Genomic DNA, 17,143 nt, shown 5'->3' with positions numbered 1-17,143 from the left:
GCTGTCAGGCAGTGCGGTCGCTGCTTCCTCGAATGAGAGCGAGTTGCTGTTCATCGGGCAGCTGGTCGAGAAACGTCGCCTCGCCGTACTGCTCCGTCTTGGCGGCCAGTGCCTCTTCCTCTGTTGCGCCTGGAAGGAGAGCCCAGGTGGCAGTGCACCACGGCTCGCCGTCGAAGTGGTGCAGTCGACCGTGGGAGAAGCACCAGGTGAAGACGGTGGGGTCACTCAATGGTTGTCCTGAGGTGCTGGTAGGGAAAGGTGGTGATGGGCAACGTATCTGGCGGTACCGACAGTCACGCTGTTTCCGCGGAGCGCTCCGCTTCATCGTTCGTTGAGCGGGGTCCCGGGGTAGTGAGTGCGTCGGCCGTGCGGATGCTGGAGTGCAGGGGCCAGCACAGGACAGCCCCGAGTGCTCCAGCGCCGCAGATGGTCCATGTCGCAGTCACTCCTCCGCCGTGGCTGAGGGACCAGGCGGCAAGGAGAGGCGCGGCGATGACCGCCAGGGCGAGGTTGCTGCCCCACAGGCCGGCGTACCGTCCGTGTGCTCCAGGCGGGGCAAGGCGGGAGACGAGGTCGCCGGCTGCGATGAACAGGATGATCTCGCCTGGGACGGCGGCGGCTGCGGCAAGGCAATAGCCGGCGGTGGAATCCGCCAGACCGGCCAGGCCCATGCCGGCGCCCAGGAGGAGGGCGCTGGTGGCCAGCAGACCGGTCATGGGCCCTCCGTGCGCAGCGCGTCTGCTGAGCCATGGGGTCATGAACGGGGACAGGATCAGTACGGCGGCCGCGTTCGCTACCTGCGTCCAGCCGTATGCGGTGGCGTCCAAGTTGTCGTAGCTCATCATCATCGGAAGGGCCGTGAAGACGCTGCCGGCGCAGATGAGTGCGCAGAGGCTGGCGAGGGAGAGCAGCCACAGACGGGCGTCGCGCACCGCGTGGGTGTACCCCGTCTTGGTTGCCTCGGGGCCGGTGCGGCGGGTGTACGGAGGGAGTAGGAGTACGGCGGCCACTCCGAACATCGCGCAGGCGAGCGCGTTGACCCAGAACAGTGTCGGAAGTCCTGCTGTGGCGGCAAGATAGCCGCCCAGTGATCCGGTGAGGGCGGCACCGATGTTGACGGCGAAGTGTCGCCAGCCATTCACCAGTACCTGCTGCGCCTTGGTGGGGAAGGTGTCGTCGATGAGTGTGGTGATCACCGGCCGGGCGGCGTCGTAGACCACGCCGGTGAGGAGGGCGGCGGTGATGATCCCCGTTGGGGAGCGCACTTCCGCCAGGATCGGCAGGATGACCGCGGCTGTGGCCATGGCGTAGGCAAGTGTTGCGCGCGGTCCGATGCGGTCGGACAGCCAGCCGCCGCCCACCTGTCCTATGAGCCAGCCTGCGCCGAAACTTGCCACGACCCAGCCGGTCGTCTGTGCGGAGAAGCCGAGGCTGTCGGCGTGGTACGGCAGGAAGGGGTAGGCGAAGCCGAGGGCACGGATGGCGAAGGTTCCGATCAGGGCTGCCCAGATGATCGGGGGCCATCGGCGGTTCTCGGCTGGTGTTGTGGTGGTGGCCTGCGGCGAAACGACGGCAGAAGGCACGGCTGCTCCAGGGGTCAGGTTCCTTGTGCGGGGGTGGTCGCGCCGAGGCCTGCTCGGTCAGGTCAGCGCGGGGGTGCGGATGGAGTCCGCGAACAGGGCGGCGGTATCGGCGGCAGCTGCTGCGCCGGTGCTGTCGGGGCGCCGAAGGAGACAGCGGACGATGGGGGATCCGACTACGACGCCGGCGACGTGAGGGGCGACCTGCTCGGCAAGCTCGGGGCTGGAGATGCCGACCCCGGTGACGATGGGGACGTCGGACAGTCGCTTCAGCCTGCGGGTGAAGGCCTTCAGGGCGGCTATGTCGAGGTGTCCCTGGTAGCCGGTGCGGCCCGTAACGGCTGGGGCGTACAGCCAGCCGCTCGCAGGTGCGGTGACCTGGCCGAGTTCGGTGTCGGTGGCCTGTCGGGGGGTGAACTGCAGGTTGTGGAGTCCTGCCGCCCGGGCGGCTACGGCCCACTCGGCAGCTGCAGCCGCGGGGAGGTCCGGGATCAACGCTCCTGCGGCGCCGGCGTCGGCGAGTTCACACGCGAATCGACGCGGATTGTGCGCGCGCACGGGCTCCCAGTACGTCATCACCAGCACGGAGGCTTGGGTGGTTTCGGCTGTGCGCCGGACCGTGGTGAAGACGTCCTGGGTCTGTGTCCCGTGTTCGAGGGAGCGCTGGTTCGCCGCGGTGATGGCCGGTCCGTCGAGGGGGGCATGCGGGTGGGGCAGGCCGATTTCGAGAACGTCCGCTCCGGCCACGGAGAGCATCTGCAGGGTCTCGATGTCCAGGCCGGGGGCCGGGAATCCGGCCGGCAGGTAGGCACCGAATACGGGTACGGGCTGGGCCAGCCTGGCGGTGAGACGGGCCGCAGCGGGGGTGATGTCGTGCACGGAAGGTCCTTGGGGGAGTGATCGGCCGGGGCCGGGAGGCCCGGGCTACGGGGCGGGGGTGGGAAGCGGATGTGTTTGTTCCTGCTGCGCGTCTCGGAGGGCCCTGGCCAGGGGGCGGCACGCGGCGACGGCGACGAGTGCGCTGCCGACCAGGAGGGCCGCGACCAGGGGGCGGCCACCGGTGTTCAGCGCCAGGGCTATGCCGAGCGGCGGAAGAGAGGCGACGGCGGTTGCTCCGCTGAGGACTGCCTGGTAGCGGCCGGTGGCGTTGCGGGGGGCGTGGGTCGAGATGTAGGCGCCGAGCGCGACGGAGAAGGCGATCTCACCGGGGACCAGGAGCGCGGCCGCGGCGGCGTACCCGAGGGTGGTGTGCTGCAGAGCGGCGAGGCTGATGCCAAGCCCGAGAATGGCGCAGCCGCAGGCGAGGATGGGGACGAGCGGATATCTGGGGGTGTCCCCGGAGCCGACGAGCAGCCGGGTGAGGGGTGGAGTGAGCGCCAGGACCGTGATCGTGTTGGCGAGCATCGCCAGGCCGTAGCTGGTGGGCGGGAGTCCGTCGTCGGTCATGAGTAGCGGCAGGACAGAGACCAGTCCCCAGGCGCAGGTCATGCCGCAGACTGCCGCAACGGCGATCCAGCGCAGTGAGGGGTCGGCGAAGACCTGGCGGTAGGTGACGGCCGGGACGTCGGCGCTGTCAGTCGCGGTCCTTGGTGTCAGGACTCGGTAGGCCACGGCCGCAAATCCCAGGCACGCGAGTCCATTGACGACGAAAAGGGCTTTGTAGCCGTAGTGATGGGCCAGGTATCCGCCGGCTGCCGCGCAGATGGCTATGCCGACGTTGGAAGCCCAGTACAGCCAGGACTGCGCACGGGTGCGGCCGGCTTCACTGTCGATGGTGGCGTTGATCTGCGCGCTGACCGCCGGCCGGTGGATCTCCATCGTCATGCCGAGGAAGAACGAGACCAGGAGCAGGGCGGGAAACGACTCGGCGAACGCGAGGGCGAAGCAGGCGAGGGAGGACAGCGCCATGACGAGCGAGAGGCCGACCCGTTGTCCCAGCCGGTCTGTGAGGGCCCCGGCTGAAGCGAGGCCAGCGCACCAGCCGAGTCCGAATGCGGTCAGTGCTGCGCCTGCGGCCGTGGTGCCGTATCCGAGCCCGTCAGCGACGTAGTAGCCCAGGAAGTCCCATGCGAAGCCGGCGGCCTTGATGAGCAGAGAGGAGGCAAGCAAGGTCCAGACGACGGATCGCGCCGCTCGCATCGCTGGGCTGACGGGCGGGGTGATGACGGTGGGGGCGGTGGTCATGCAGGTGCTCCGGATACTTGAGGGGCGAACGCCCGGTTGTGCTGGTGGGAGAGGGGCGGGGGGCCCGGATTGAGCCCGGACCTGTCGGCCGTCTCTGGAACCCGACGGACAAGTTCGAGCGCCGCGATGCTCAGCCCCGACCGCTTCGTCTTCGTGGAGGTGCGATCTCTTGTTCCAGCTCGAGGTCGGCGTCGATCTCCTGCTGAATCGCCGGGTCGTACCGGGGTTCGAGGAAGACGTCTTGCCAAACCGGTCGAGGTGACAGCGGCTGCCGACGGGCTCGCCCGGGAAGGGTGGTGCGTGCGCCCGGGACCTGTTGGGATCGGTGCGCTGGCTGAGCGGGTGACACTGCGTCTCCTCTTCGTGGCATGACCAAGTGGGCCGCAGAGGGCATCAGCGGTCTGGAGGGGTGGGCGGTGCCCCGGCACTGGGGCCAGGGCACCGCCTGTACGTGCGCAGGGAGCCCGCGTTGCGGGCATCGCGTATACGGAGGGCCCAGCGGTGACAGCTCGCACCGCCTGGCAGGTTCGGCTAGCCGGCGAGGCTGAGGAGCATGTCCTTGCGTATCCAGCCGTAGGTGTTCGCGGCCATGCCGCTCTTGGACCGGTAGATCAACTTGCCGTAGTACCAGTCACCCTTGCCGCAGTAGATGCGCAGGTCGTCGCCGTCGTAGAGGAATCCCTTGGAGGCGTACGACGTCCCCGGGCCCGATCGGTAGTTGATTCCGTTCCCGTCGACCTGGGCGTTGTGGTCCGCCAGGTTGTAGGTGCAGCTGGAGGCGGTGGCCGCTGACGCTGCCGGTGCCAGGGCGGCCGCCCCGCCGGCCATGAGGGCCGCGGACAGGGCGACGGTGGTGAAACGGCGGATGGACTTCATGAGTGCTGCTCCTTCGATCGCTGGCGCTTCCTGAACAAAAGCCATAAATGCGACACGCCTGAGCAGGCGGGGGTAAGGGGTGTTCTCACCCCCGCCTGATCGGTTGCGACGTGGTGTTACGCGGCGTCGGGCTTGCCGGCGCCTCGAGCGGCGCGGCGCTTGTTGATGCCGGCGACTCCGAGGGCGGCAACGCCGGCCGCGAGCAACCCACCTGCCGCCAGGCCGAGCTGGGTGTTGCCGTCCGCTCCGGTATGGGCGAGCGATCCGCTCGGCTTGCTGTCCGCCACGTTCTGGGTGGTGTCGGACACCCTGCTCGCTTCGGACTTGCCGTTGCCAGCTGCCTCACCCGCCGGCTTGCCCGACCCGGACCCCGGCGTCGACTCGTCGCCACCCCCAGGGTTTGAGGTCGGGTCCGGGGTGGGGTCGACGCTCGGGTCCGGCTTCGGGTCCGGCTTCGGGTCCGGCTTGGGGTCGGGCTTCGGGTCCGGCTTCGGGTCCGGCTTGGGGTCGGGCTTCGGGTCCGGCTTCGGGTCGGGCTTGGGGTCGGGCTTGGGGTCGGGCTTCGGGTCCGGCTTCGGGTCCGGCTTGGGGTCGGTGCCCGGGTCCGTACCGGGATCGGTGCCCGGGTCGGTGCCCGGGTCCGTACCGGGATCGGTGCCGGGATCGGTGCCGGGATCGGTGCCGGGATCGGTGCCGGGATCGGTGCCGGGATCGGTGCCGGGATCGGTTCCCGGGTCCGTGCCCGGGTCGGTTCCCGGGTCGGTCGGGTCGTCTGCGGGCGTCACGACCGTCTTCGCGTCGGCCTTGGCCCCTTCGTCCCCGGCCGCATCGGCCTTCACCTGCGCCGTGGCGCTCACCTCTGCGGCCGAGGCACCGGTGGTGGCGACGCCCAGCACGCCGACTGCCATGACGGCGGCCGAGGCCACCCGCATCATGCGCCGGCGCGGCGTCGTACTCCTCTTACTCATGCGTCTCGCTGCCCTTCATCGCACGTTGGCAGGCCGCCGCGGATCGACGATCTCCAACGAGACGCACAGTAGGAACGGAAGCGGACACCTCCCTCGAAGCGCATTGCCGGCGGCCTCGACCACGCGCCACTGTCCTGTTGGGCCCCCGTCGTCAGCGCCTCGGCACAGCACTCCGGCCGCAGAAGAGCCTGTCCGCTCTGCTTCATACGTTCAGGACATGAGTAGTTCACAGCTTCCGACCCACCCAGCGGGGCTCGCAGTGCCGGCACAGGTCCCACCGGTGCCTCTTCGACGCCCTCCAGAGGCTCGCGCACCGCCGAGGATGTCTCGCACCGCCAGCCGAACGCCGTCTCTCGACAACGAAGGAAGTAATCCATGCGACCTCTGACCCGCCGGGCCGCGACCGCCACCGCGGTCACAGCCCTCATGCTCGGTGGAGCCACCGCCCTCGCCGCTCCCGCATCCGCAGTCGGCTCCACCGCATGCACCAAGAACGTGGCCGACTACACCGCCTGGACCTCAACCACCGTCCACCTCCGCAACGGCCCGAGCACCAGCTACACGTCCCTGGGCCTGCTGCGCACCGACACCAAGATCACGGTGGCCTGCTACGCAAAGAGCGGCACCTGGGCCCACATCAAGGTCCGCAGCGGCGCCAACTCGGGCAAGACCGGATGGATCAGCGCCTACTACATCTCGGTGCCAATGCAACTGGACTAACCGCACCACAGGGCTTGGGCCCTCACGCCATGGGTGGGCCCTGTCGCTCTCGCGTCAGGGCCCACCCAGCCCAACACGGCCAAGTTCCACCGATTCCTGAAACGCCACCTGAGTCCTCCCCTCCCTGCGGAGCCTCGGAAGGAGACACATTCCGTGAACCGACCACCCTTGGCCGCCCACTACGGCCTCGGTGTGATCTTCCCCGTTGTCGTATTGGACAGCAGCGGATGGAAGCAGGCGGCGCCCTGGGCCCGCCCCCAGCGGGCCACAGAACGCGATGACCTCCTGGTCCTGCGCTGGTCCGGTTTGGACCAAGACGAGGACGAGTCGGTACAGCTGCTGGTCGCCCTCGCCCAACTCGCACCCGACCCGCTCGACGACGAATCAGCGCTGGCGGCGTACGCCGAGCAGTTGCCCCGCTCCGCACGTCTGATCGCGCTGCGACCTTCGGCACTGATTGGCAGTTGGGCGGAGCGCCCCGGACAGCAGCAGCCGACGGCCGGCCGCGTCGCATAGCCCCTCTTACCACCCGACCTGCACCACATCGGAGTTGCACATGCCCTACACCGACGAACCGGCTGTCGCCGTCATCACCCCGACCGGCCTGAGCAACCGCCGTCTCGCCTACCTGGAGGAGCTCTATGAGAGTCTCCGCTGGCAGACAGAGGTGACGTGGGAATGGATCATCGCGCCGAATGGCCCCCGCGCGGATCCGGAGCGTATCCCCGAGCTGATCGCTAAGGACCATCGAGTGCGGGTCTGCGCCCGGCCCGATCCGGGTCCCGCGCCGGCTCGGAATACGGCGCTGAACTACGTGTCCGCACGCTTCGTCGCCTTCGCCGACGATGACGATCGGCTGCCCGAGCGTTCGCTCGCTGTGCGGTACGACCGTGCCATGGACAGTGGGCTCCGGTGGGTCGCTGGCTGGTCCGCCGACTGGCGGGTCGACGGAAGCCTGGAGACGAGGATGTGCCCGACCCCGGTCGGAAGGCACGAGCCCGGAGACGTCTGGACGTACTGGCCGACGGCCACTGGTAGCAAGCCCCCGTTGGGGCACTGCATGCTCCTCACCGACACCCAGCTCGCTCGGGCCGTAGGCCATGGCGGGTTGCACAAGGGTGAGGACTACACCTACGTCATGGGGGTCACGGGCCGCAGTGCCGGGGAACTGCTGCCCGCAGTTGTCTACCACCGGCGCGACCATGATGACCAGTGGACAGCCGACGCGGGTTACCGCGATCAGGCGGAGTTCGACGCGCGTACGCACGCCTGGAACCAAGGTCGCGCCGAACGTGCTCTCTACCGGGCGCTGCACTCGCCAGACGGCCTGAACGAGGCGAAGTCACTGGTCTGACTGCAAGCCCGGGCGGCGGTGCCTGCTGAATCATTCCGCAGGCCAAGGGGCTGGCAGCGTTGGGTCACTACGTTCCTCGCGCTGCCGGTCGATCGCTCCAGCCTCATGAAGCCGGCCGACGTGTGGGTCTGCATCATGTCCGCTCGGTCGGCGGCATCGCTGGGACGGCCGGGCGTGGCACAGAGGGCAGCTCAGGCTCAGCGGACACGTGAAGCCGTCGGTGAGACCACCGCACGCCCAGCCGCACTCCGCGGCGCCCAGGGCGAGACCGCGGCGGTCGATGAGGATGCCGGCGCCGAGCAGCTTCAGGTAGTCAGCCTGGTAGAGAGGAGCTGGCACCGGTTGAGTGATCCCATGAGCGCCGAGTCGAGCTCGGTCTTGAAGCACAGTCCCTCTTCTGGTTCGGATCTCGCCGGTTCGGCCTTGCCGTAGGTGCCATCATGCGGCTGTGAGCTCCGCTTCATCGAGCAGCAGCATGGCCTGATCGAGCACGGTGGTCCTGACGTTGCGGTAGAAGAGGGCGGGCGGCCAGAACAGCTCAATCGGCTCCTGCATCCGCATGGTGAACCACAGCGCCTCACGCATGCTCTCCAGCACGTCGCGCGTCTGGCGCCGTCGCCACGCTCGGCCCGCCCACGTTCGCGCTCCGGCAACGTAAGCGTCCACCAACTGCTGGAACCGCAACAGCGCCCGGCGCAGGTGGTCCTCCGCGACCCAACCGGCGCTGCTTCGGCTCAGGCCGTATGCCTCGTAGCGGTGCACCAGGCCCGTGGCCGCCTGAATCTCCCGCACGACGTCGCTCGACGCCAGAGCGTGGGTGAACTGCTGAGCCGTGATGCGGCGGGGGCGAGCGTGGCGGGCCGTGAACACGAGGTCCTCCGAGGCTGAGGCGGGATGAGGGCCACAGCTTCGGGCTGTACCTGGCAGAAGCGAATCTCTCGCGAGAACCGCCTCGGCGCCTTCCACCGCCCGCAGCGTCTGGTGCTCGCCCTCGGTCACAGGGCGCTGAGTGCTTCCTCCGTAGCTGCGGCGACCCCGCCCACCTTCTGCGCCAGCTCCATCAGCTCCTTCTCCTCAGGCTCATCGGCGTTGTCGAGGATGCCGGGGAGCTCGCCGCCCGTCGCGGCGATCACACGCATCGCGCGCAAGAACTCCTCGTAGCGGTCAGCTTCCGCCAGAGCGGCCTTGCTCGGGGGCGCGACGGCAGGCTGGACAGGCTCCTGTGGCTCGTCATCGAAGCCGTCAGAGTCGAAGTCGGTATCAGCGCCCCAGCCCTCGCTGTCGTCGCGCCGCGAGGCGGGGGCCGCACCGCCCTGCCGGGCCTGGGGTTCGTCCTCGCCGGCCCACATGTCCTCCTCCGGTGGCGCGTTTCGAGAGTGCGCACGGAGCGTCTCGTTCACCGCCTCGTCCATGTCCTCCGAACTATCGGCATCGGCCAGGCGGCTCTCCAGAGCATTGATCACTTCGGCGTCACGGCTCGGAGCGACCTGGCGCAGGGCGCGCTCGGTCAGCTGCAGCTCCAAGGCGTCGTCACCGAGCCGTTCGGTCAGCTGGTGGGCGAAGGCGGCGAAGCGCGCCAGTCGGTAGCGGTGCGCTCGGGAGGAGTTGGTGAACTCCTTGAGTACGTACTCGCGCGGGTCTCGGTAGCCCAAGGGCTCCCATGCCTTCACACGGACGATCTCCGTCATCGTGCCGTCCAGCTCGTCGGCCAGATGCAGGGCGCGTTCCGTCAGAGTCCGTGCGTACTCCGGAGTACAGGGTGTGCCCGGGTCATCGACGACGACGCCGGTGATGACGCCCGTCTTCGGCTCGGTCGCCTTCTCAAGGCCGGTCTCGGAAGTGTGGTTCATGATGCTCTCCGGGGGTCTGCCGCTGAAGCCGATGCAGGGAGCACTGTGCCGGGTAAAGCGGACACCCTCCCCGGCCGTGAACACGGTCGTCCTGGAGGGGGGCATGGGGTGCTCTAGCGAGTGCAGCAGGCGTCGGCCGTGCGCCGGTGCACGGCCGACAGGGTGGTGGCACCGACTCGGAAACGCTCTGCGCGCTCGCTGATGCTCGTGCGGCGTGGTGGCTGGGGCCGGGACGATACCGTCACTGCGGTGGCAGCCCGCACGGACCTGGGTGGCCCTTGAACTGCGGGCACATCCGGCTGAGCCGGTCGATCCAGCGGCAGCAGTATGTGGTGAACGCCCCGTCGGCTGGGACGTGCCAAAGCGCCTCGTCTTGTTCCCGCTGTCGTTCCGAGGGCTGCTCGGGGACGCGGAAGACATCGCCCTCGGCTAGGCCCAACTCGACGTCGTTGTCGAAGCGAATGCAGTACGGGAACGGGGTGACGTACTGCCGGACCAGCGTCACGCGGCCGAGCGCCCCGGCCGGCACGTCATGGGTGAGGCAGTAGTCCGCGGGCTCCGCGCCCCACCCCTCTTCAGCCTCCAGGTCCTCGTCCGGGTATGAGCCCCGAAGGCGGTGGCTGGCCCTCACCCGGTCGCCGACGTGCAGTGTCAGGGAGCCCACCCGCACCCGGCGCACCAACTCCAGCCGGTCCAGCAGCGAGAGCTTCTGCAAGAGGTCGTCGAGCTGCGTGTTCATCCGCCCGTCGCCCCATCGGTGCGCTTCTTAGTGGGGAGGGCAGCGAGCGGGGATCGATGGCCCTTGGGGGTCGCGTGGACAGCCCGCCAGTCGATGCGGCGGCTCCGGAGGAGCCGGTCCAGGTCGGCCTGACGGTAGAGGCGAACCAGAGTGTGGTGCCGTCCCTCGACGATCTCGGAATGGGTGAGCAAGCCGGCCCGAAGGAGGTGGTCGAAGTCGCTCTCCCTCACGCCGAGGGTCTTCGCCGCCGCGTCGCGCAGGTGTAGGCGGCCCGCGGCCGAGGCGCGTTGGACCGTACGGCGGTCGCGGAAGGTTTCCAGAGCGAGGCCGCAGTAGAGCGGGCGGGCATGGTATTCCCCCCTGACGGGAAGGTGGCCCCGGCGGGCGAGCTCGGCGGCCGTGCCGGAATGGACGGTGATCGAGAAGCGGTCGGCGAGGTGTCGTTCGGCCCGGGCGGCGCCGACGTCCGGGAGTGTTCCGGTGGCCTGCTTGATGGTGTCGATGCGGGCGATGGCGTCGTCGAACACGGCGCGCGACCAGCGCTTACCGTTGACGTCAGGGCCGGGGATCAGGCCGAGGCGCCGGGCGCGTTCGAACTGCCACAGGTGCAGGCCGGCGCGGTCGGGGAACTGCATGGGGCCGTAGGACTTGAGCGCCGTACCGGTCGTGGTCACGTCGGTTCTCCGTCCGCGGTGTTACGGCTCTGCGGGACGATCACCGCTGACATGGCGTTGCCGGTGAGGGCCAGGACCCCGGCGATGGCTGTCGGGTCGCCGCGTAGCTCGAAGAGGATGTCCAGCATCCGCGCCCGGCCCTCCGCGCCACGTGGGACCTGCTCCAGCACGCTCTGCACGACTACCCGGGCGCGGGCGGTGGCCGACACCAGGTCCTCGACGTGCTCGAGAGCCTCGTCGAGCCGCATGCCCCGCACGGCCCGCAGGTCTTCGGCCACGGTGAGCGTGGTGGCTGCATCGGCGCGATCGAGCACCAGGCGCTTCAGGTCCGGGACACCGGCGGCCGTACGGAGTCGGTCCGGGCACCTCTTGAAGACGACGCCGGACAGAAGCATCTGCGCGACATGCAGGGTGTAGGAGAAGCCGAACTGTTCGGCGTGGGTCGCCATCGCCGGCAGGCCGGCCAGCGACGAGGCACCCGGCTGGGTGTGGGCCACCCAGCACTCGGCTGCGCGTTCCTGCACGATCTTCCAGTAGTTCACCGGTACTCCTCGTCGTACTCGAAACCGTCGGCCTCGGCTTCGTCGGCCCAGCGTTCCTCGTCGGCCGCGTCGAGCGCGTACTCGATGCGCCTGTCCTCGTCCGGGTCGTAGGGCTCGGCGGCCTCGTCGGCCATGGCCTGGTGGTAGGCGGCTTCGTTCTCGGCTTCGTACTCGGCGCGCTGCTGCGGGGTGAGGGACGCCAGCCACGCTTCGTGCTTGGCGTGCTCGGCCGCGTCCCGGGCCTCGACGTAGCCCTGCCAGACGTAGGCAGCGAAGTGCGGCTCGGGCCCGCACCACGTCCAGTGGCCGGGGTGGCCGGCGGGCTGGGCGCAGCGTCCTCCGTCGATGGGGTGTGCGAAGCCGCGGCAGCGCAGGACGAGTTCCGTCGAGGGAGTACGCGGTCGGCGGCCGGCCGAGGCGTGGTCACGCTCGCGGCGCAGCTGGGCGAGGACGTCGGGGAAGCGGCGCCCGGTCGTACGGGCGATCTCCCGGGCCTTGCGCTTGAGGTAGTCGCTGCCGGTCTTGGTCACGGTCGCTCCACAGCGGGACCCCACGCTTCCCGCCGGACGTCGCGTGAATGGGCGCAGCCGGACAGACGGATCCTTCGGGTGGTACTGCGCGGGACCCTGGTGCAGTCCTTGTCCGGCGGCGCTGCCCCGGTGCGGCGTGGGCGCGGGGCGGCAGCGGAAACGGCGGTTCGCGGCATGCCGTGGCGTACAGCTACACGGTACCGGCTGCCGCCGACACAGAGGCAAGACCGCCGGGCGGTGACCGGTGTTGCACGAGTCGTGCCTGGTGATGCGTCAGGCTGGGATCGGCACGGGAAGGGAGCAGTTGGTGGCCACCAAGGCGCAGGCGGCATGGGAAGCGCTGAACTCACGGCAGCAGACCTACATGACGGTGCTGTACGACCAAGACCAGGCGCAGGAGACCGCGCGGGCGCAGGACGCCGCCGCCGGCTACTACGACGACACACCGGCGTCTGTGTGGCGGTGGATCGACGTAGTCACGCCGGGAGCGAAGCTCACCTCGGTGCAGCGGGCCCTCGCCCTTCGGGACGTCCGGGACGACGGTGCCGGGTCGACGCTCCAGGCGCTCCAGCGGTACGGGCTGATCGAGGTCCGGGACGAGGTCGTCGAAGGGCCCAGGGGGAAGTCCCGGACGGTGAAGACGAAGCTCACCCGGGCGGGGCGCGCGGCGGTGCGGGCGGGAACAAAGGAGCCGGGTCGGCGCCGCGCCGGTGAGCTGTCGGAGTACGCGTGGGAGCGCCTCGTCCGGCTGTGGAGGGCTGACCCGGGCACGGTACGGATCTGGGGCCACAACACCTACGAGGCGCTCGTCGGCCGCCCGTCGCCGCCGTACGCCGAGGGCAAGCAGGGCGATTATCGAATCACCGAGGCCGGTCGTGCGCACTACCGCACCCTGTGGGCTCGCTACGCCGTGCTGTACCCGGACGTCGCCGCCCCGGACCCGGACGGCGGCCCCGAGCCGTGGCCGGCCGAGCTGCAGCGGACGCTGGACCGGATGAAGGGCTCGGTCGAGCTGGCGCACCGGGCCCAGTGGTCGGCGCACCGCCGGTGGGAGGAGGCGGAGCGGGACGTCGGGAAGACCGCGGCGCCCCGGGAGGGGGAGGCCGATGCGGAGTGGCACGCCCTGCTGCTGAAGCAGGCGCGCGCCCGTAGCGCGCTGGCGCTGGTGCATCGGGAGCGGGCGACCGAGGAGGCGGTCGTGGCCATCCGCCGGTACGCGCACGCCGTCTGCTCCGCGTACACCGCCGCGGTCGAGGGCAGCCCGACCGGGTCGGATCTGACCGCCGCGGTGGTGGCCGCGGCCGACGCGGGACGGGACAGCGTGAAGGTCCCGAAGCCGCCGGTGTGCGGCCTGCACCGGGTCGACACCGCCGTCCAGGAGGCGTACGGCACCCTGGCCGGTACCCGAACCCGCAAGCGCCCGCTGCCCAAGCAGATGCAGCCCTCCACCCGGTCCGTGTGGCGGGACTTCACGGACCCGCCCCAGCACGACCTGGTGGTGCGCCGGCTCCTGGAGTTGGCGCGGACCGTGGCCTCGTACGTGGACGGGGGCGCGCTGCGCCGGGAGCTGCATCCACCCGCCGTGCCGGACGCTCCGGCCGACGGATCTCCGGCAGCTGGTGTCACGACCGGGTGAGGGCCCGTTCGGACAACGCTGGGCGGGCGTGACCGCCTGCGGGGGCGTCGAGGGGGCACCACCCGCCGCGGACCAGCCGGTCGTTGAGGAGGTCGAGCACGTCCGCGTCCTCACCGTTGAGGTCGGGCAGCACAGTGCGTGGCCCGACGGGGCCAGCGAGGAGCAGCACCTGGCCGCGCTCGCAGGCGGCCGAGGCGAAGGCGTCGGTGAGGTCGACGGCGCCGAGGAAGAAGTGCCCGTGCCCGGCGTCCGCGTCCGCGGGCGCGGTGGCCGCGCGTACGGCGACCCAGCTCGGCGCCAGGGGGCCGGTGCCCGGGTGCTCCAGGCGTACCGACCAGCCGTGCGCCCCCAGTTCCCCGGCGCCCTGGGCGGGGAAGCCGTCCTCGAGCAGGTTGAAGTCGAAGAACTCATACAGGCTCGGGTGGGGTTCGTAGTTCTCCACCTCGGCGTTCAGCAGGAGCACGGGCAGTTGCGGGCCGTCGGGCTCGTCGCCCGGGAGCAGGTGCGCGGTGGCGGTGATCTCGTAGGCCACGACGTGCTGCTCCCCGTCCTCGGTGCCGGCGTCGACGCGGACGGTGAACGGCTGCGAGGGGACTTCGGCCGGCACCGCCCAGCGGATCTCCGAGGGCGCGCAGGCGAGGTGGGCGTACTGCGTCATCATCACGTGCGTGCCCGGGTTGAGGTCGGGGTCGAAGACGGACACGGTGAACTGCACGCTCGTGGGGTCGGTGGCAGTGTGCACGTCCTCCCCGCACTCGTAGCAGTCGTACCGGCGTGCGGTGCGCTCGGCGAGGAAGGCGCGCAGGTCGTACTCGACGCCGATCTGGTCCCGGCCGTCGACGAACCGTTCGACCTCTTTGGTGAGGGCGAAGCCGGGCTCCGGGACGGTCTGCTCTGTGCGCGGGGTGCGCAGGCTTTGCAAGGCGGCGGTGTACGGCATGCCGGTCTTCTCGGCCAGGGTGCGAGCGCGGGCAGCGAGGCTGTTGCTGGTGTTCTGGTTCTTCGTCACGGCGGACGGCTCCACGGGCGGGTCTCCCACGCCGGCGCCGCCGCAGTTCGCTCGGAGGAGGGTGCGCGGTGCTACTCCACGGGCCCTTGCCGACGTGGCGCCGGTGCCGGTCTCCTGGCCGGCGGGCCTTCGAACCCCTGCGTGCCACTGCTGCGTGGGAGCGGGTGGCGGGTCTGCGCGGTGCGTGTCCAGCGCTGAGAGCAGCGTAGCGGCTGCCGCTGCCAGCCGGACCGCACACGCCGGGTCCGGCGTACCAGACCAGCTGTCCTCGGCAGCGGCGGGCACGACGACAGGTCGCGTTCTGTGGCGCCGGGCCGGTTTTCGGACAATCAGCGGCGACCCGCCGTCTGACTCGTATGTGGGACGTACGGTGAACCGACGCCTGCGGCGGGGCGTTCCCCCGTCGTCCCGCCGCAGGAGTCCTGACCTGCGAAGTGCGCGCTGACTGAGTGCGAGTCGGCACTACAGTCCGTTCACAGATGGACGTCAGGCTGAGGGCGGCCGTCGCGGCAGGATGTCTCGGCACATGGGACTTCTCGGACGCGCCAGTTACCGTTCCTCGGGATGTGATCGCACAGGCGACGCTTGACCTCCCCGTGGATGCACTCCTCGCTGATGTGAAAGTGGCGGGTGCGCTTCCTTTCCGGCGCTGCCGGCGCGGCGGGGCGTCCGGCTTCCGCTGCTGTTCGTACCTGGTCGGGGTGTGCCGTTCGCAGCAGTTCGGTGATGGGTGACTCGGGCCCAGCAAGATCAGGGGTGGGGGTGGTGTGGGGGCGCAGCAGCCGGTTCGCGTTGAGGGGGTGTTCGTCATCCGGCCGGGCGTCAGGCGCGAGGAGGATGCAGGGGATGCCTCGGCGGTCGGGCCCGTGGGGAAGGTCGGCAGGAAGGAGATCGGGCTCCATTCCGTCGTTGAGCAACTGGATGATGCGGAACAGGAGCTGCTGTGGGCTGGTGGGGTCGGCATCCGCCACCTGCCAGACGGAGTGGTGCGGAGAACCGGCTGGCAGAGACGGAAGTCGGTCGGGCCGGGGGTGGCCGATGGTGTGCAGCCGACGGCCGTCAGCTGCGAGGACTGCTTCCAGCCACCACAGGTCGCCCTCCTGGCCGAAGGTGAGATAGGCGGCTCCTGGGATCTGCTCCCGGAGGGTGGAGGCGATCAACGTGATGACGTCGCGGGCGGCGTCGCGCCGCAGAGCGGCGATGTGCTCGTAGGTGAGCAGCGGAGAGATCATCAGAGGGGCGGGCACGGCGCGGGGTCCTCTCGGTCTGTGAGTTCTTGGGTGATCTCTCGGTGCCATTCACGGTGTTCACGAGCGCGCTCGGTGCCGTGGTCGAGAGACTTGAGGCTGTGTCCCGGGCAGCACCAGTCGCGACGCTTACCCAGGCGGGTCATCAAGGCGGCCACGTGTTTTCTCCCTGTTCTGTCCCCTACATGCCTCCGGCGGGCCAGGCGGAGTTCGCCTGGCCCGCCGGTCGGTCGGTTGTACCCGTGCTAGAACGGCGGCTCGTCGCTCGGGGGAGCCGAGTTGGTGGCCCACGGGTCATCGGCGGGCGGGCCTCCCGCCGCCTTGGTCGCCTGGCGGGCGTTGCCGAATTCCTCGCGGCCCGTGCCGTTGCCGGTGGTCTTGGCGATCTTGGCCGTGGCGTTCTTGAGGCTCGGCCCGACCTCGTCGACGTCCAGTTCGTAGACCGTGCGCTTGGTGCCGTCTCGGTCCTCGTACGACCGCTGCTTCAGTCGGCCCTGCACGATGACGCGCGTGCCGCGCTGGAGCGATTCCGCGGCGTTCTCCGCCGCCTGCCGCCAGACCGAGCAGGTCAGGAACAGGCTCTCCCCGTCCTTCCACTCGTTGGTCTGCCGGTCGAAGGTGCGCGGGGTGGAAGCCACACGGAACTTCGCGACCGCCGCGCCGGAGGGAGTGAAGCGCAGCTCCGGGTCGTCGACGAGGTTTCCGATGACGGTGATGACGGTCTCTCCTGCCATGCAGCTTCTCCTGGTGTGAGTGGGTGGCGGCCGGCGCGCACGTTGCCGGGGGGGCTCGGTGTGCGCCGGCCGCCGTGGGGTGGTGACGAACGAATGGTGTCGGGAGAGGGCGTCGGCAGCGAGATCTCGCGAATCTCAGGCCGCCTGCACTTCGTGGGCGTTACGTCGATGGGTGGCGGCCGCTGCCTGCGCACGCAGGTAGTCAGCTATCTCCTGCGGGTCGTCGCGGAGGTCGAGGAGTTCGTCGGCGAGGCGCCGCGCCAGGTCCGGCTGATGACAGGACAGGGCCTCCAGCAGCCGCGTGCTGATGCCGGCCAGGGTGGTGGTCATGGCGGTGTAGGCCAGTAGCTGGACGTCAGGGTCGAGGTACTGGCGTTCTGTCTCGGTGCGGCGCAACGCGGCCAGTCCTTGGTCGAGGATGTGGTGGCGCAGCTCGGTGGTGGACACGACGGGCGGTCCCCTTCATGTGCGGATGGGGTGAAAGCATCATCGCCCGCAAT

The 17,143-nt window shown here is 69.9% G+C and carries 20 protein-coding genes; 4 read left to right on the top strand and 16 right to left on the bottom strand.

The window, feature by feature from the left end; genetic code table 11:
* Nucleotides 1–4: 4 nt before the first annotated feature.
* The 6 genes from ACPXCS_RS28375 to ACPXCS_RS28350 form a co-directional block, all read right to left on the bottom strand.
* Entirely contained in the window at nt 5–229 is a 225-nt protein-coding gene (locus ACPXCS_RS28375; RefSeq protein WP_351866884.1) for a hypothetical protein, read from the bottom strand.
* Between the two features lie 64 nt (nt 230–293).
* On the bottom strand, nt 294–1,583 hold the full coding sequence (locus ACPXCS_RS28370) for an MFS transporter (RefSeq protein WP_425823740.1): 1,290 nt from the start codon (nt 1,581–1,583) through the stop codon (nt 294–296).
* Between the two features lie 57 nt (nt 1,584–1,640).
* Nucleotides 1,641–2,459 carry a tryptophan synthase subunit alpha gene (trpA, locus tag ACPXCS_RS28365; protein WP_425823742.1) on the bottom strand — a complete coding sequence of 273 codons (819 nt, stop codon included), beginning with the start codon at nt 2,457–2,459 and terminating at the stop codon, nt 1,641–1,643.
* A 45-nt stretch (nt 2,460–2,504) separates the two neighbouring features.
* Complete coding sequence (locus tag ACPXCS_RS28360; protein ID WP_425823744.1) at nt 2,505–3,764, bottom strand: MFS transporter; 1,260 nt, start codon at nt 3,762–3,764, stop codon at nt 2,505–2,507.
* 531 nt (nt 3,765–4,295) lie between these two features.
* Complete coding sequence (locus ACPXCS_RS28355) at nt 4,296–4,640, bottom strand: hypothetical protein (protein ID WP_332757089.1); 345 nt, start codon at nt 4,638–4,640, stop codon at nt 4,296–4,298.
* Between the two features lie 116 nt (nt 4,641–4,756).
* Nucleotides 4,757–5,608: a hypothetical protein gene (locus tag ACPXCS_RS28350; RefSeq protein WP_425823746.1), complete on the bottom strand. Its 852-nt coding sequence runs from the start codon at nt 5,606–5,608 to the stop codon at nt 4,757–4,759.
* A 375-nt stretch (nt 5,609–5,983) separates the two neighbouring features.
* Between ACPXCS_RS28350 and ACPXCS_RS28345 the strand changes: the two genes are divergently transcribed.
* The 3 genes from ACPXCS_RS28345 to ACPXCS_RS28335 all read left to right on the top strand — a co-directional run bounded on the left by ACPXCS_RS28345 (nt 5,984) and on the right by ACPXCS_RS28335 (nt 7,682).
* A complete protein-coding gene (locus tag ACPXCS_RS28345; RefSeq protein ID WP_351866868.1) occupies nt 5,984–6,328 on the top strand; it encodes an SH3 domain-containing protein in 345 nt (114 codons plus the stop codon).
* Between the two features lie 153 nt (nt 6,329–6,481).
* Nucleotides 6,482–6,844: a hypothetical protein gene (locus ACPXCS_RS28340; RefSeq protein WP_411098841.1), complete on the top strand. Its 363-nt coding sequence runs from the start codon at nt 6,482–6,484 to the stop codon at nt 6,842–6,844.
* A 40-nt stretch (nt 6,845–6,884) separates the two neighbouring features.
* Entirely contained in the window at nt 6,885–7,682 is a 798-nt protein-coding gene (locus tag ACPXCS_RS28335) for a glycosyltransferase family 2 protein (RefSeq protein ID WP_425823748.1), read from the top strand.
* A 438-nt stretch (nt 7,683–8,120) separates the two neighbouring features.
* On the opposite strand, the gene ACPXCS_RS28330 is transcribed toward ACPXCS_RS28335, so the two are convergent.
* From ACPXCS_RS28330 to ACPXCS_RS28305, 6 genes are all read right to left on the bottom strand, one after another.
* Complete coding sequence (locus tag ACPXCS_RS28330; protein WP_376620643.1) at nt 8,121–8,552, bottom strand: hypothetical protein; 432 nt, start codon at nt 8,550–8,552, stop codon at nt 8,121–8,123.
* A gap of 125 nt (nt 8,553–8,677) precedes the next feature.
* A complete protein-coding gene (locus ACPXCS_RS28325; RefSeq protein ID WP_425823750.1) occupies nt 8,678–9,532 on the bottom strand; it encodes a hypothetical protein in 855 nt (284 codons plus the stop codon).
* Between the two features lie 241 nt (nt 9,533–9,773).
* On the bottom strand, nt 9,774–10,271 hold the full coding sequence (locus ACPXCS_RS28320) for a hypothetical protein (RefSeq protein WP_332757082.1): 498 nt from the start codon (nt 10,269–10,271) through the stop codon (nt 9,774–9,776).
* Nucleotides 10,268–10,945 (bottom strand): hypothetical protein, encoded by a 678-nt coding sequence (locus ACPXCS_RS28315; protein WP_425823752.1) that lies wholly within the window; start codon nt 10,943–10,945, stop codon nt 10,268–10,270. Before ACPXCS_RS28315 ends, ACPXCS_RS28320 begins: the two co-directional genes overlap by 4 nt.
* Nucleotides 10,942–11,487, bottom strand: a complete 546-nt coding sequence (locus ACPXCS_RS28310; protein ID WP_425823754.1) for a hypothetical protein — start codon at nt 11,485–11,487, stop codon at nt 10,942–10,944. The genes ACPXCS_RS28315 and ACPXCS_RS28310 overlap by 4 nt, the downstream gene beginning before the upstream one ends.
* Nucleotides 11,484–12,017, bottom strand: coding sequence for a hypothetical protein (locus tag ACPXCS_RS28305; RefSeq protein WP_413093167.1), 534 nt, complete (start codon nt 12,015–12,017; stop codon nt 11,484–11,486). Before ACPXCS_RS28305 ends, ACPXCS_RS28310 begins: the two co-directional genes overlap by 4 nt.
* A 307-nt stretch (nt 12,018–12,324) precedes the next feature.
* Here ACPXCS_RS28305 and ACPXCS_RS28300 point away from each other — a divergent pair, with 307 nt between their 5' ends.
* The gene (locus ACPXCS_RS28300; RefSeq protein WP_425823756.1) at nt 12,325–13,653 is read left to right on the top strand and encodes a hypothetical protein; all 1,329 of its coding nucleotides are present in this window, start codon (nt 12,325–12,327) and stop codon (nt 13,651–13,653) included.
* On the opposite strand, the gene ACPXCS_RS28295 is transcribed toward ACPXCS_RS28300, so the two are convergent.
* From ACPXCS_RS28295 to ACPXCS_RS28280, 4 genes are all read right to left on the bottom strand, one after another.
* Nucleotides 13,640–14,662 (bottom strand): hypothetical protein, encoded by a 1,023-nt coding sequence (locus tag ACPXCS_RS28295; RefSeq protein WP_425823758.1) that lies wholly within the window; start codon nt 14,660–14,662, stop codon nt 13,640–13,642. The genes ACPXCS_RS28300 and ACPXCS_RS28295 overlap by 14 nt on opposite strands.
* A 473-nt stretch (nt 14,663–15,135) precedes the next feature.
* A complete protein-coding gene (locus ACPXCS_RS28290; RefSeq protein WP_413093164.1) occupies nt 15,136–15,909 on the bottom strand; it encodes a hypothetical protein in 774 nt (257 codons plus the stop codon).
* Nucleotides 15,910–16,154: 245 nt separating this feature from the next.
* The gene (locus ACPXCS_RS28285; protein WP_332757075.1) at nt 16,155–16,643 is read right to left on the bottom strand and encodes a single-stranded DNA-binding protein; all 489 of its coding nucleotides are present in this window, start codon (nt 16,641–16,643) and stop codon (nt 16,155–16,157) included.
* 135 nt (nt 16,644–16,778) lie between these two features.
* Nucleotides 16,779–17,090: a hypothetical protein gene (locus tag ACPXCS_RS28280; RefSeq protein ID WP_425823760.1), complete on the bottom strand. Its 312-nt coding sequence runs from the start codon at nt 17,088–17,090 to the stop codon at nt 16,779–16,781.
* Between the last annotated feature and the right edge of the window lie 53 nt (nt 17,091–17,143).

This window comes from Streptomyces sp. DT190, from assembly GCF_049846985.1.
Lineage (GTDB): Bacteria > Actinomycetota > Actinomycetes > Streptomycetales > Streptomycetaceae > Streptomyces.
Note: the sequence above shows the minus strand (reverse complement) of the source record. Positions and strands in the feature narration are given on the sequence as shown.

Excerpts from the sequence above, each read along its gene's own strand:
- ACPXCS_RS28360 (WP_425823744.1), bottom strand. The coding sequence starts at position 3,764 with ATGACCACCGCCCCCACCGTCATCACCCCGCCCGTCAGCCCAGCGATG.
- ACPXCS_RS28355 (WP_332757089.1), bottom strand. The coding sequence starts at position 4,640 with ATGAAGTCCATCCGCCGTTTCACCACCGTCGCCCTGTCCGCGGCCCTC.
- ACPXCS_RS28350 (WP_425823746.1), bottom strand. The coding sequence starts at position 5,608 with ATGAGTAAGAGGAGTACGACGCCGCGCCGGCGCATGATGCGGGTGGCC.
- ACPXCS_RS28345 (WP_351866868.1), top strand. The coding sequence starts at position 5,984 with ATGCGACCTCTGACCCGCCGGGCCGCGACCGCCACCGCGGTCACAGCC.
- ACPXCS_RS28335 (WP_425823748.1), top strand. The coding sequence starts at position 6,885 with ATGCCCTACACCGACGAACCGGCTGTCGCCGTCATCACCCCGACCGGC.
- ACPXCS_RS28325 (WP_425823750.1), bottom strand. The coding sequence starts at position 9,532 with ATGAACCACACTTCCGAGACCGGCCTTGAGAAGGCGACCGAGCCGAAG.
- ACPXCS_RS28320 (WP_332757082.1), bottom strand. The coding sequence starts at position 10,271 with ATGAACACGCAGCTCGACGACCTCTTGCAGAAGCTCTCGCTGCTGGAC.
- ACPXCS_RS28285 (WP_332757075.1), bottom strand. The coding sequence starts at position 16,643 with ATGGCAGGAGAGACCGTCATCACCGTCATCGGAAACCTCGTCGACGAC.